This is a genomic window from Streptomyces sp. RP5T (genome assembly GCF_003933965.1).
Classification (GTDB): domain Bacteria; phylum Actinomycetota; class Actinomycetes; order Streptomycetales; family Streptomycetaceae; genus Streptomyces.
In genome coordinates this window covers 1-13,437 of record NZ_RSAJ01000036.1, presented here as the reverse complement: position 1 = coordinate 13,437, position 13,437 = coordinate 1, and the positions used below count along the sequence as shown (strand labels likewise).

The 13,437-nt window shown below is 72.0% G+C and carries 8 protein-coding genes; 5 read left to right on the top strand and 3 right to left on the bottom strand.

Annotated features, from left to right (window positions below; translation table 11 throughout):
- A complete protein-coding gene (locus tag EHS43_RS06480) occupies positions 1-3,684 on the bottom strand; it encodes a nitrate reductase subunit alpha (protein ID WP_125189574.1) in 3,684 nt (1,227 codons plus the stop codon).
- A 257-nt stretch (positions 3,685-3,941) separates the two neighbouring features.
- Entirely contained in the window at positions 3,942-4,919 is a 978-nt protein-coding gene (locus tag EHS43_RS06475; RefSeq protein ID WP_125189573.1) for a nitroreductase family protein, read from the bottom strand.
- Positions 4,920-5,194: 275 nt separating this feature from the next.
- On the opposite strand from EHS43_RS06475, the gene EHS43_RS06470 reads away from it, so the two are divergent.
- The 5 genes from EHS43_RS06470 to EHS43_RS06450 are packed head-to-tail and all read left to right on the top strand — an operon-like array spanning position 5,195 to position 12,647.
- Positions 5,195-8,896: a nitrate reductase subunit alpha gene (locus EHS43_RS06470; protein ID WP_125189572.1), complete on the top strand. Its 3,702-nt coding sequence runs from the start codon at positions 5,195-5,197 to the stop codon at positions 8,894-8,896.
- A 1-nt stretch (position 8,897) separates the two neighbouring features.
- The gene (gene narH / locus EHS43_RS06465) at positions 8,898-10,448 is read left to right on the top strand and encodes a nitrate reductase subunit beta (protein ID WP_125189571.1); all 1,551 of its coding nucleotides are present in this window, start codon (positions 8,898-8,900) and stop codon (positions 10,446-10,448) included.
- Positions 10,445-11,236 (top strand): nitrate reductase molybdenum cofactor assembly chaperone, encoded by a 792-nt coding sequence (gene narJ / locus EHS43_RS06460; protein ID WP_125189570.1) that lies wholly within the window; start codon positions 10,445-10,447, stop codon positions 11,234-11,236. The genes narH and narJ overlap by 4 nt, the downstream gene beginning before the upstream one ends.
- Positions 11,233-12,015, top strand: coding sequence for a respiratory nitrate reductase subunit gamma (gene narI / locus EHS43_RS06455; RefSeq protein WP_125189569.1), 783 nt, complete (start codon positions 11,233-11,235; stop codon positions 12,013-12,015). The genes narJ and narI overlap by 4 nt, the downstream gene beginning before the upstream one ends.
- Positions 12,012-12,647: a vitamin K epoxide reductase family protein gene (locus EHS43_RS06450; RefSeq protein ID WP_260470408.1), complete on the top strand. Its 636-nt coding sequence runs from the start codon at positions 12,012-12,014 to the stop codon at positions 12,645-12,647. Before narI ends, EHS43_RS06450 begins: the two co-directional genes overlap by 4 nt.
- Before the next feature lie 30 nt (positions 12,648-12,677).
- Here EHS43_RS06450 and EHS43_RS06445 read toward each other — a convergent pair whose 3' ends face one another.
- Positions 12,678-13,379: a PE-PGRS family protein gene (locus tag EHS43_RS06445; RefSeq protein ID WP_125189568.1), complete on the bottom strand. Its 702-nt coding sequence runs from the start codon at positions 13,377-13,379 to the stop codon at positions 12,678-12,680.
- Between the last annotated feature and the right edge of the window lie 58 nt (positions 13,380-13,437).

Here is a 13,437-nt window from a genome sequence, read left to right as displayed (position 1 = left end):
TCAGTACTCCACCTCCTGGTTCTCGCGGCGGCGGATGACGGTGATCTCGTCCCGCTGGTTGCCGGTGGGGCCGAGGTAGTTGAAGGCGTACGACAACTGGGCGTAGCCGCCGATGAGATGGGTGGGTTTGATCAGCAGACGGGTCAGGGAGTTGTGGATGCCGCCCCGCCGGCCGGTGGTCTCGGTGCGGGGGACGTCGATGAGGCGGTCCTGGGCGTGGTGCATGTAGACGGTGCCCTCGGGCATGCGGTGCGAGACGATCGCGCGGGCGGCGACGACGCCGTTGCGGTTGACCGCCTCGATCCAGTCGTTGTCCCGCACGCCGGCCTTGGCCGCGTCCCCGGTGCTCATCCAGATGGTCGGTCCGCCGCGGGAGAGGGAGAGCATGAACAGGTTGTCCTGGTACTCGGAGTGGATGGACCACTTGTTGTGCGGGGTCAGGTAGCGCAGGGTCAGGCCGAGTTCGCCGCTCTCGCCGATCCGTGGCTCGCCGAAGAGGGCGTGCATGTCCAACGGCGTCCGGTAGACAGGCAGTTGCTCGCCCAGTGCGGTCATCCAGTCGTGGTCGAGGTAGAAGTGCTGGCGGCCGGTGAGGGTGTGCCAGGGCTTGAGGCGTTCGACGTTGACGGTGAACGGGGAGTAGCGGCGCCCGCCGGACTCCGAACCGGACCATTCCGGGGAGGTGATCACCGGGACCGGGGCGGCCTGGGTGTCGGCGAAGGTGATCCGCTTGCCCTCGTGCTCGGCGGCCAGGTCCGCCAACCGCGTGCCGGTGCGCGTCTCCAGGGTGTGGAAGCCCTGGGTGGCGAGATGACCGTTGGTCGTGCCGGACATCGCGAGGATGGCCTCGCAGGCGTGCACGTCCCGGGCGATCGAGGGGCGTCCGTCGGCGGCCCCGCCCCGTACGACACCGTTCTTGTGCCGCAAGTAGTCCAGTTCCGCGGCCACTTGGAAGGTGACGCCCTTGGTGGTGGCGCCCAGGTCGTCCAGCAGGGGGCCGAGGGCGCCCATCTTGTCGGCGACGGCGCCGTAGTCCCGCTCGACCGTGATCAGCTTGGGCATGGTGCGGCCCGGCACCGGTTCGCACTCACCTGCCTTCCAGTCGCGCACCCGGCCGTGCGGATTGGCCAGTTCGTCCGGGGTGTCGTGCAGCAGCGGCGCGGCCACCACGTCCTTGCGCACCCCCAGGTGCCCGGCGGCCTGGCGGCTGAACTCCCGGGCGATCGTGTGGAAGGCGTCCCAGTCGGTGCGGGTCTGCCACGGCGGGGCGATCGCCGGGTTGAACGCGTGGACGAAGGGGTGCATGTCCGTGCTGGACAGATCGTGCTTCTCGTACCAGGTCGCGGCCGGCAGCACCACGTCGGAGAAGACGGTGGTGCTGGTCATGCGGAAGTCCAGGGTGAGCAGCAGGTCGAGCTTGCCCTCGGGGGCCTCCTCGCGCCACACCACCTCCGCCGGCCGGGCGTCCGGCGGGGCCTCCGCGGCCCGGACCGAGGAGTCGGTGCCGAGCAGGTGCCTGAGGAAGTACTCGTTGCCCTTGGCCGAGGAACCCAGCAGATTGGCCCGCCACACCGTCAGCACCCGGGGGAAGTTCTCCGGCGCGTCCGGGTCCTCGCCCGCGAACCCCAGCCGTCCCGCCTTGAGTTCCTCCACCACGTGCTCGCCCACGGCGCGGCCCGCGGCCTCGGCCTCGTCGGCCAGGTCGAGCGGGTTGCGGTCGAAGGTCGGATACGACGGCATCCAGCCCATCCGCGCCGAGGCGGCGATCACGTCCGCCGTGGTCCTCCCCGCGAACGGGCCGCCGGCCCCGGCCGCCGCCAGGGTGTCGGCGGCGAACGGGTCGTAGCGGAACTGGTCGCCGTGCAGATACCAGTAGGCGGTCTGGATCATCTGCCGGGCCGGCCGGTTCCAGTCCGCGGCGGTCGCGAGCGCCGAGTAGCCGGTGATCGGGCGCACCTTCTCCTGACCCACGTAGTGCGCCCAGCCGCCGCCGTTCACGCCCTGGCAGCCCGTCAGCGTGGTCAGGGTGAGGAAGGCCCGGTAGATGGTGTCGGAGTGGAACCAGTGGTTCGTGCCCGCCCCCATGATGATCATGGAGCGGCCGCCGGACTCCTCCGCGTTGGCCGCGAACTCCCGGGCGACACGGGCCGCCTTGTCCGCCGGGACGCCGGTGATCCCCTCCTGCCAGGCGGGGGTGTACGGCTCCTCGGCGTCGGCGTAACCGGTGGGCCACCGGCCGGGCAGTCCCTGCCGGGGCACTCCGTACTGGGCCAGCAGCAGGTCGTACACCGTGGTCACCAGGCGTCCGGCGATCCGGTGCACCGGCACCCCTCGCCGCAGCCGGCCCGCCGCACCGTCGAGGGCGTCGAAGCGGGGCAGTTCGACGGCGACCGGTGCCTCGTCGCCGCCCTCGGCGGACAGCAGGGGGTCGGTGCCGGCGAGGTCCAGGTTCCATCTCCCGGCGCCGGACTCGCCGTAGCGGTCGCCGAGCGTGCCGTTCGGCACCACCGGCTGCCTGGTGACCGCGTCCAGCAGCACGGTGCGGAACTCGGCGTGCTCCGCCGCGGCGTGCTCGCCGCCCAGGTCGGCGGCGGTCAGGAACTTGCCCGGCAGATACGTGCCCGGCGTCCCCTCCGCCTCGTCGAGGCAGACCAGGAAGGGCAGATCCGTGTACTGCTTGACGTAGCCGGTGAAGTACGGCGTCGGCCGGTCGACGAAGAACTCCTTGAGGACCACGTGCCCCATGGCCATCGCCAGCGCGCCGTCGGTGCCGGGCCGGGCGGCGAGCCACTCGTCGGCGAACTTCACGTTGTCCGCGTAGTCCGGGGAGACCGCCACCACCTTCTGGCCGCGGTAGCGGGCCTCGGCCATCCAGTGCGCGTCGGGGGTCCGGGTCACCGGCAGGTTGGACCCCCACATGATCAGATAGCCGGCGTCCCACCAGTCCCCCGACTCCGGTACGTCCGTCTGGTCGCCGAAGACCTGCGGTGAGGCGACCGGCAGGTCCGCGTACCAGTCGTAGAAGGACAGCATCACGCCGCCGAGCAGTGAGTAGAAGCGCGACCCGGCCGCGTGCGAGACCATCGACATCGCCGGGATCGGCGAGAAGCCGGCCAGCCGGTCCGGGCCGTGCTCCTTGACGGTGTGCACGTGCGCGGCGGCGACCATCTCCACCGCCTCGTCCCAGCTCGCCCGCACCAGACCGCCCTTGCCCCGCGCCCGCTTGTAGCGGCGGGCACGCTCCGGGTCGGACACGATGTCCGCCCAGGCCGCCACGGGGTCCCCGAGCCGCTGCCTGGCCTCCCGGTACATCTGCAGCAGGATGCCGCGCACGTACGGGTAGCGGATCCGGGTGGGCGAGTACGTGTACCAGGAGAAGGCCGCGCCCCGGGGGCACCCGCGCGGCTCGTACTCGGGGCGGTCGGGGCCCACCGAGGGATAGTCGGTCTGCTGGGCCTCCCAGGTGATGATGCCGTCCTTGACGTACACCTTCCACGAGCAGGAGCCGGTGCAGTTGACCCCGTGCGTGGAGCGCACCACCTTGTCGTGCGACCACCGGTCCCGGTAGAACTCGTCCGCCTGGCGGCCGCCCCTGCGGTGCAGGGTGCGCAGGTCCTCGGAGACCTCCGCCCGGGTGAAGAACCGGCGGCTGCGCACCAGCGCGTCCGTCAGCTCGCTGTCCATGCCCGCTCGTGCCTGGCTGCCTTCCGTGCCCACCGTGCCACTCCGCCCCGGGCGTGCGGGCCCGTCGAGTCGTGATCGAGTCCGGCCGCACACGACTCTACGACCGCCGGCCGACTGCCGCACCGGGGCGACGCGAGACAGGTCCCACGGAGCACGTCGGCGCCGGGTGCCGCGAGACGGGGACCGGGGCGCGCCACACCGTATTCGTGCCGATCGCAGCCGGGATGCTCACCAGACCCCGAATCCGGGGCTCCCCCTCAGCCGGCTTCGACGGCCGCTCGTGGAGTGGGGCCCCCGTCCGGCCCGTAGCCGTATCTGATCACGATCTGCGGGCGGCAGCGCTTGTGGCGTGGTGGGGCCGTCGCCGCCCGCACGTCGGGCCATTCCATGGCCTGGTGCAGGAGCGAGGTGCGCAGCCCGTGGGCGGTCGCCGTGAGCAGGACGTACTGGAGTGCCTCGCCCGCCCGCAGCCAGTCCTCCCGCCGGTCGTGAGGGGTCCACAGCAGGGCCACCTGGACGTGGCGTTCGAACCACCGGGCGGGCAGCCGGAGGGCGGGCAGCCCCGCCGTGAAGTCCCGCATCGGCGGCCGGCCGGTCACGGAGGGCGGGCCGAGGGCGGTGACGGGTATGCCGTAGGAGGCCTCCGATCCGGGGGCGGTGATCCAGGTGCGGGTCTCGGCGGCGCGGTCCGGGCGGGCCAGGTTGCGCGTCTCGGCCAGGGCCGTGAGCCGCAGCAGCCGCCGCGTCCCGGCGACGTCCGGCAGGTGCAGCCGGGCACCGGCGGCGTACGCGGCCGACGCCATCTCCGCCACGACCGGCTCGGGCACCGGTCGGCCGGTGAACGGCATCCGGCTGGTGTGCCGCCGGGCGATGGCCTCGTACAGGCCCGGGTCCGAGGGCTGCTCGCCGGCACCGAGCGGACCGGACAGTCGTACGGTGGCCAGCAGCCCGGGTTCGCGCGGATCCGGCAGCAGCCGTACCTCGGGCCGCAGGCCCTGGTGCACGGCTGCGAGCCGGAGGTTGAAGAGGGCCGCGCCCACGGACAGGTACTGGGCGCGGTGCAGGGGGTCGGTCAGCGGCAGGGTCCGCTCCGGCGCCGAACGGACCTCCAGCTGCTGGGTACCGGGATCCGGACGGAAGCGCCAGGGCTGGGTGTTGTGGATCGAGGGAGCCGCCACGGCGGCCGCCAGGAGCGGCTCCACGACGGCTGCGTCCAGCGGTGCTCGGGTACGCATGAGGGATCCTCTTCCTTTCATCGTCGTGGCTGCCGGTCGGATGGCGGGCATCCCCACGACGAACAGGGCGAGTTCGGCCGCCGGGTTCGCTGAAGCGGGCCGTTCGATCACGTCCCAGCATGCGGCTCCGGGCCCGCCCGTCACTGCGCCGACCGGGCCCCGGTACCGGGGCCATTGGGCCCTGTACCGGCCGTCCGCACAGGGCCGGAAGGCCACCCGGCCGGGACCGCAGGCCCCAAGTGCCGCCGAATGCCCACCACCTAGCGTTCCCAGGCATGGAGAACGATCAGAACGCACGGCGTCCGGCGTCCGGCACCGGTGAGGGCTGGCCGCTGGCCGCCCGGCGGCTGCTGTCACGCCGTGAGGTGTCGGCCGACGGGCGCGCGGTGTTCGGCGTGGGCGACGGGAAGTGGGAGGGCTTCTACCGGGACCGGTGGTCGCACGACAAGGTGGTGCGCTCCACGCACGGGGTCAACTGCACCGGTTCGTGCTCGTGGATGGTGTACGTCAAGGACGGCATCATCACCTGGGAGCACCAGGCCACCGACTACCCGTCGATCGGCGCCGACTGCCCCGAGTACGAGCCGCGCGGCTGCCCACGCGGGGCGTCGTTCTCCTGGTACACCTACTCCCCCGGCCGGGTCCGTTACCCGTACGTGCGGGGCGAGTTGCTCAAGCTCTGGCGCGAGGCCCGCAAGCGGCTGGGCGATCCGGTCGCGGCCTGGGCGGAGATCACCTCCGACCCGGCGAGGGCGCGGACGTACAAGCGGGCCCGCGGCAAGGGCGGCCTGGTGCGGGCCGGCTGGGACGAGGTGAGCGAGCTGATCGCCGCCGCCCAGGTCCACACGATCAAGACCTACGGCCCGGACCGCGTCGCGGGCTTCTCCCCGATCCCGGCGATGTCGATGGCGTCCTTCGCCGCCGGGGCCCGTTACACGTCGCTGATCGGCGGCACCCTGCTGTCCTTCTACGACTGGTACGCCGACCTGCCGATCGCCTCGCCGCAGGTCTTCGGCGACCAGACGGACGTACCGGAGGCCGCCGACTGGTGGAACGCGGGCTATCTGATCATGTGGGGCTCCAACATCCCCGTCACCCGCACCCCGGACGCGCACTTCCTCACCGAGACCCGCTACAACGGCACCAAGGTCGTCGCGGTCAGCCCGGACTACGCCGACAACGTCAAGCACGCCGACGAATGGCTCGCCCCGCACCCCGGCACGGACGGCGCCCTGGCCATGGCGATGGGCCACGTGATCCTGCGCGAGTTCCTGGTGGACCGCGAAGTGCCCTACTTCCGGGACTACATGAGCAGGTTCACCGACGCCCCCTTCCTGGTGACCCTGCACGAGCACGGTGAGCACGGTCTCGTCCCCGACGGGTTCCTGACCGCGGCCGATCTCGGCAGCGAGGAGGAGCACGCCGAGTTCAAGACCGTCCTCCTGGACCGGGCCACCGGCGATCCGGTGGTCCCCGGCGGCTCGCTCGGCTTCCGGTGGGGGGAAGCCGGGCGAGGCCGCTGGAACCTGGACCTCGGTGACGTCGAGCCCGAGCTGAGCCTGCTGGAGTCGGCGCAGGAGACGGTGCGGGTGGCGTTGCCCCGGTTCGACGAGGGCACCACCGAGGGGGGCTCGACGATGGTCCGCGGTGTCCCCGTGCGCAGGATCGGCGGGCGGCTCGTGACCACCGTGTTCGACCTGATGCTCGCCCAGTACGGGGTGGCCCGGCCGGGGCTGCCGGGTGCGTGGCCGCTCGCGTACGACGACGCGAGCCAGCCGTACACGCCCGCCTGGCAGGAGACGATCACCTCGGTGCCGGCCGGGCAGGCGGCCCGGATCGCGCGGGAGTTCGCCCGCAACGCCGAGCGCACCAACGGCCGTTCGATGATCGCGCTGGGCGCCGGCACCAACCACTGGTTCCACTCCGACACCATCTACCGGGCCTTCCTGGCGCTGACGACCATGACCGGCTGCCAGGGCGTCAACGGCGGCGGCTGGGCGCACTACGTCGGTCAGGAGAAGGTCCGCCCCGTCACCGGGCAGCAGCACCTGTCCTTCGCCTTCGACTGGCAGCGGCCGACCCGGCACATGGCGGGCACCTCGTACTGGTACCTGAACTCCGACCAGTGGCGCTACGAGGCCTTCGGGCCCGACGAGTTGGCCTCACCGCTGGGCAAGGGGCGGTTCGCGGGCAAGGGGTTCGCCGACTGCCTGGCACAGGCCGTGCGACTGGGCTGGACGCCCGGCCACCCCGGCTTCAACCGCAACCCCCTGGACCTGACGGACGAGGCCGCGGCAGCGGGCCGGCCGGTCGCCGAGCACATCGTCGGCGAACTGCGCTCGGGGCGGCTGAGGTTCGCCGCCGAGGACCCCGACGACCCGGCCAACTTCCCCCGCGTCCTGACGGTCTGGCGGGCCAACCTGCTCGGCTCCTCCGGTAAGGGCAGCGAGTACTTCCTGCGCCATCTGCTCGGCACCGACGCGGCGGTCCGCTCCGAGGAGACCCCGCCCGAGCACCGGCCCGAGGACGTGGTGTGGCGGGACGAGGCACCCGAGGGAAAGCTCGACCTGCTGGTCACCATGGACTTCCGGATGACCTCCACGAGCCTCCTGTCCGACGTGGTCCTCCCGGCCGCCACCTGGTACGAGAAGGACGACCTGTCCAGCACGGACATGCACCCCTTCGTGCACGCCTTCACCCCGGCCATCGCCCCGCCCTGGCAGGCCCGCACCGACTACGACAGCTTCCTCACGATCGCCGACAGGTTCAGCGAACTGGCCGCCGAGCACCTGGGCACCCGCACCGACGTCCTCGCCGTGCCGCTCACGCACGACACCCCCGACGAACTCGCCCAGCCGGGCGGCGTGGTGCGGGACTGGAGGAACGGCGAGTGCGAGCCGGTCCCGGGGCGCACGATGCCCAAGCTCGTCGTCGTCGAACGCGACTACGCCGCCGTGGCCCAGAAGATGCGCGCCGTCGGCCCGCTGCTGGACACCCTGGGCACCACGACGAAGGGCGTCACCGTCCACCCGGACCGGGAGATCGAGGACCTGCGTCACCGCAACGGCACCGTCCGCGACGGAGTCGCCGCGGGACGGCCCTCCCTGGCCACCGCCTCCGACATGTGCGAGGCGATCCTCGCCCTGTCCGGCACCACCAACGGCCGCCTGGCCACGGAGGGCTTCAGGGAGCTGGAGCGGCTGACCGGCAGCGAGGGTCTGGTGGAACTGGCCGCCGAGCGGGAGGCGGAGCGGATCACCTTCGCCGACACCCGCACCCAGCCCCGCTCCGTGATCACCTCCTACGAGTGGTCGGGCTCGGAGACCGGCGGCCGGCGCTACTCGCCGTTCGTCATCAACACCGAGCACAAGAAGCCCTGGCACACCCTCACCGGCCGGCAGCACTTCTTCGTCCAGCACGACTGGATCGCCGAGCTGGGCGAGCAACTGCCCGTGTACCGGCCCCCGTTGAACACCCCTCGGCACTACGGCGACGAGCACCTGCGCGAGGACGGCCGGGCGGAGGTCACGGTCCGCTATCTGACCCCGCACTCGAAGTGGTCGATCCACTCCAACTACCAGGACAACAAGTACATGCTGGATCTGTCCCGCGGCGGACCGACGATCTGGATGTCCACCGGCGACGCCGAGAAGATCGGCGTGAAGGACAACGAGTGGATCGAGGCGTACAACCGCAACGGCGTCGTCGCCGCCCGGGCCGTGGTCACGCACCGCATGCCCGAGGGCACCGTGTACATGTACCACGCCCAGGACCGCACGGTGAACGTGCCGAGGACCGAGGTCGGCGGCAAGCGCGGCGGCATCCACAACTCCCTGACCCGGCTGCTGCTCAAGCCCACCCATCTCGCGGGCGGCTACGCCCAGTTCACCTACGCCTTCAACTACTACGGCCCGACCGGCAACCAGCGTGACGAGGTCACCGTCATCCGCCGCCGCAGCCAGCAAGTGGAGTACTGACATGCCCCGTGGCGAAGCCACTGTCGGACGGGTGATGGCACAGGTGGCGATGGTGATGAACCTCGACAAGTGCATCGGCTGCCACACCTGTTCGGTCACCTGCAAGCAGACCTGGACCAACCGGACCGGGGTCGAGTACGCCTGGTTCAACAACGTCGAGACCAAGCCCGGCGTCGGCTACCCGCGCCGCTACGAGGACCAAAAGCAGTGGAAGGGCGGCTGGATGCTCGACCGGCGCGGGCGGCTCGTCCTGCGCTCCGGCGGCCGCGTGCGGCGCCTGCTGTCCCTGTTCTCCAACCCCGACCTGCCGTCCCTCGAGGACTACTACGAGCCGGTCACCTACGACTACGACAACCTCGTCAACGCCCCCGCGCAGCAGGACATGCCGGTGGCCCGCCCCCGCTCGGTCCTCACCGGCAGACCGACGGCGATCACCTGGGGCGCCAACTGGGAGGACGGTCTCGGAGGGGCCCCCGAGCACGCGGGCGCCGATCCCAACCTGAGCGGCGAGTGGGCCGAGAAGGTGAGATTCGAGTTCGAGCAGACCTTCCTCTTCCACCTGCCGCGGCTGTGCGAGCACTGCCTCAACCCGGCCTGCGTGTCGGCCTGTCCGTCGGGCGCGCTGTACAAGCGGGTCGAGGACGGCATCGTCCTCGTCGACCAGGACAGGTGCCGCGGCTGGCGGATGTGCGTGACGGCGTGCCCGTACAAGAAGGTGTACGTCAACCACGCCACCGGCAAGGCCGAGAAGTGCACCTTCTGCTTCCCGCGCATCGAGGCCGGCCAGCCCACCGTCTGCTCCGAGACCTGCGTCGGCCGGCTGCGCTACCTCGGCCTGCTCCTCTACGACGCCGACAAGGTGGGCGAGGCCGCGGCGACCCCGGACGAGCAGGACCTGCTGGAGGCGCAGCGGGGTGTCTTCCTGGACCCCGAGGACCCCGAAGTGATCGCGGCGGCACGGGAGTCGGGCATCCCGGAGGACTGGCTGGACGCGGCCCGCCGCTCCCCCGTGTACGACCTGGTCATGCGCTACCGGGTGGCGCTGCCGCTGCACCCGGAGTACCGGACGATGCCGATGGTCTGGTACGTGCCGCCGCTCTCCCCGGTGCTGGACGCCGTGGACGCGGCGGGCGGCGACCAGGACGATCCCGACCATGTCTTCGCCGCCGTCACCCGACTGCGCATCCCGCTGGAGTACCTGGCGGAGCTGTTCACCGCCGGGGACGTCGACGTGGTCGCGGGGGTGCTGATGAAGCTCACCGCGCTGCGGTCGTACATGCGCGAACGCACCCTCGGCGAGGACGGTGACGAGAGGGCGCTGAAGGCGGTCGGCCTGACCGCCCGCGAGGCGGAGGACCTGCACCGGCTGCTCGCCGTCGCCAAGTACGCCGACCGGTACGTCGTCCCGGCCGCCCACAAGGAGGACGCCGCCGCGCTGAGCGCGATGGAGAACCGCTGCCCCGTGGAGTCGTCCGGCGACACCGGGCCCCGCAAGGTCATGCTCGGCCTCCCCACCCTGCGCCGCAACCCCACTGCCGGAGGCCGTCCGTGAGCCCGCTGCCCGCCACGATTCCCGCCATCGTCCGCACCCGCGTCCGGGCCGCCGTGCGCCGCCCGGCCCGGCTCACCCCCGAGGAGCGGGCGGGCCGGGGGCTGACCCTGCGGCTCGTGTCGCTGCTCCTTCAGTACCCGGACACCGAACTGACCGCGTCCCGGGGGGAATTGACCACCGTGGTGGCGTCCCTGCCGGCCACCCCCGCCGCGGAACACCTGGCACGGTTCACCGACTGGTTCGCCGCGCAGGACCCCGAGGCGCTGGAGCGCCACTACGTCGAGATGTTCGACCTGCGCCGCAAGAGCAGCCTCTATCTCACCTACTACCTGCACGGCGACACCCGCCGTCGCGGCATGGCCCTGCTCACCCTCAACCAGCGTTACCGCGCCGCCGGTTGGGACACCGACGGGGGCGAACTGCCTGACCACCTCCCGGTCGTGCTGGAGTTCGCCGCCCTGGCCGGACCCGGGGGAGGCGAGGCACCGCTGCGCCAGCACCGGCGCGGACTGGAGCTGATCCACCGGGCGCTGACCGACGCCGGCTCGCCGTACCGGCATGTCCTGGCCGCGCTGCTCACCCTGCTGCCGCCGCCCACCGAGGCGGACCGTGCGGCGGTGGCCCGGCTCGCCGCCGAGGGCCCGCCGAACGAGGAGGTCGGTCTCGACCCCTACGGGACCTACGGCGAGGGGGAGTTCGCCCCTCCGGGCACCTTCGTGCCGCCGGACCCGGCCGCGCCGACCCGTGTGCCGCCCGCTCCGACCAGCCGTACGGAAGGCCTCCGATGAACGCCTCGCCCTCCCTCCTGGCCGCCGCGTCCGCGAGCGGCGCCGATCTCCTCCTGTGGGTGGCCGTCCCCTACATCTGCCTCGCCGTGTTCGTCGTCGGACACGTCCGGCGCTACCGGCAGGACCAGTTCGGCTGGACGTCCCGCACCACCCAGCTCCTCGAACACCGCTGGCTCCGCTTCGGCAGTCCGCTCTTCCACCTGGGCGCCTTCATGGTGATCGGCGGGCATGTGCTCGGGCTCGCCGTGCCCGATTCCTGGACCGAGGCCGTGGGTATCACCGAGCACGGCTACCACACCGTCGCGGTCTGGGCGGGCTCGGTGGCGGGCCTCACCATGGTCACCGGCCTCGGCATGCTCTGCGCCCGCCGGCTGCTCACCCGGCGGATCCGGCTGGCGACCGACCGCAGTGACAAGCTCCTCTTCCCGCTCCTGTCCGCCACCGTCCTGCTGGGCATCACCGCCACCGCCGCCCACAACGTGTTCGGTCCCGGCTACGACTACCGCTCCACCGTCTCGGTGTGGTTCCGCGGCCTGTTCGTTCTGCGGCCCCAGCCGGAGGCCATCGCGGGCGCCCCGCTGCTGTTCCAGCTGCACGCCCTCACCGCCTGCCTGCTCTTCGCGGCCTGGCCCTTCACGCGCCTGGTCCATGTGTGGAGCGCCCCGGTCGGATACCTGACCCGCCCGTACGTGGTCTACCGCAGGCGGGCGGCACCGGTGGCGGCCCCGACGGCCGAGGGCCGGTCCCGGTCGGCGTCCGGTTCCCGGCGAGCGGCATGAGCCACGGACCCGCGCTCGCACAGGACGCCGGGACCGGCCGGCGTACGCACTCGGTGGGCGTGAGCCGCCGGACCGGCTGGGTGATGGTCCTCACCGGGATCGTCGGCTGGCTCGCCTCCTTCCAGCTCACCGTGGACGACTGGCGGCTCCTCAAGAACCCGGACTACCGGCCGCCGTGCAACATCAGCCCCGTCGTGAGCTGCGGCAGCGTGATGTCCAGCCCGCAGGGCAGTCTGTTCGGCTTCCCCAACATGCTGCTCGGCCTCGGCGCCTTCGCGGCCGTGGCCGCCCTGGGCGTCACCGTGCTCTCCGGGGCTCGCCTGCCCCGGTGGCTCTGGCTGGCGCTGGCCGGCGGGTCGCTGGCGGGGGTGGTGTTCGTGCACTGGCTGATCGGGCAGTCGCTCTACGAACTCCACAAGGTCTGCCCCTACTGCGCCGTCATCTGGGTCGTCACCATCGCACTGTTCTGGTACGTGGCTCTGCACTGCCTGGACCGGGGGCTCCTCCCCGTGCTCCGGGGCGTGCCGGCGGTCGTCCAGGACACGCACTGGATGCTGCTCGGCGCCTGGTACGGCGTGATCGCGCTGCTCGTCCTCACCCGTTTCTGGCCGTACTGGAGCAGCCTGCTGTGACCGGCCGGCGGACAGCCCCGTCCGGTTGGGTCAGCGTGTCAACGCCTCCGCCACCACGGGTGGCAGGACGTCACACAGGTCGGTGACCCGGACATGGCCCGCGCACTCCGCGGTGAACCGCGCGATGGAGATGTCCGGGGAGCCGAAGCGCTCCGCGAAGACGCGCTGCGCGTGCGGGGTCCGGTCCAGTCCCCAGGCGGCCGTCGCCCTGGATGTACGCAGGAACCGGCCCGGCTCCGGCCCGACGACGAACAACTCCGCCGGCCGCCCCGAGCGGTCCGCGGCCAGCATCACGAGGTCCTTGAACGTCTGCCTCTTGCGCATGGCATCCGCGCCGCGCCACCGCGACAGCTTGAACTCCGCCACCCGCCGGTCGGTCTCCAGGTCGAAGGGACGGCTCGGGTCGTTGCCCGCGGCCAGTGAGGGACGTACGGCGATCGTCTCCCCGTCCTCCAGGATGTGCGGGAGTGCCAGCACGATCCCGGCCGCGTGGATCAGGTCGTTGAGACGGCCGAGTCCCTCACGGACCGTCAGTCCGGCCACCAGCAGTTCCGGGGCGATGCCCCTGGCCGCGGCGGCCTCCCCCACCTCTCCCGCGTGCCGGCCTTCCAGGTCCCGCTCCAGCCCGGCGATGGCCGCGGTCAGCGGTTCGGCGCCGAGGAAGTCCGCCAACAGCGCGACCGCGTCGCGCAGTTCCTCCGCACCCATGCCGTCCTGCGTGTCGATCGTCATGAACGGCATTGTGCTGCAAGGCACTTCAGCACCCCCACCCCGTCGGCCCCGCGAGAAG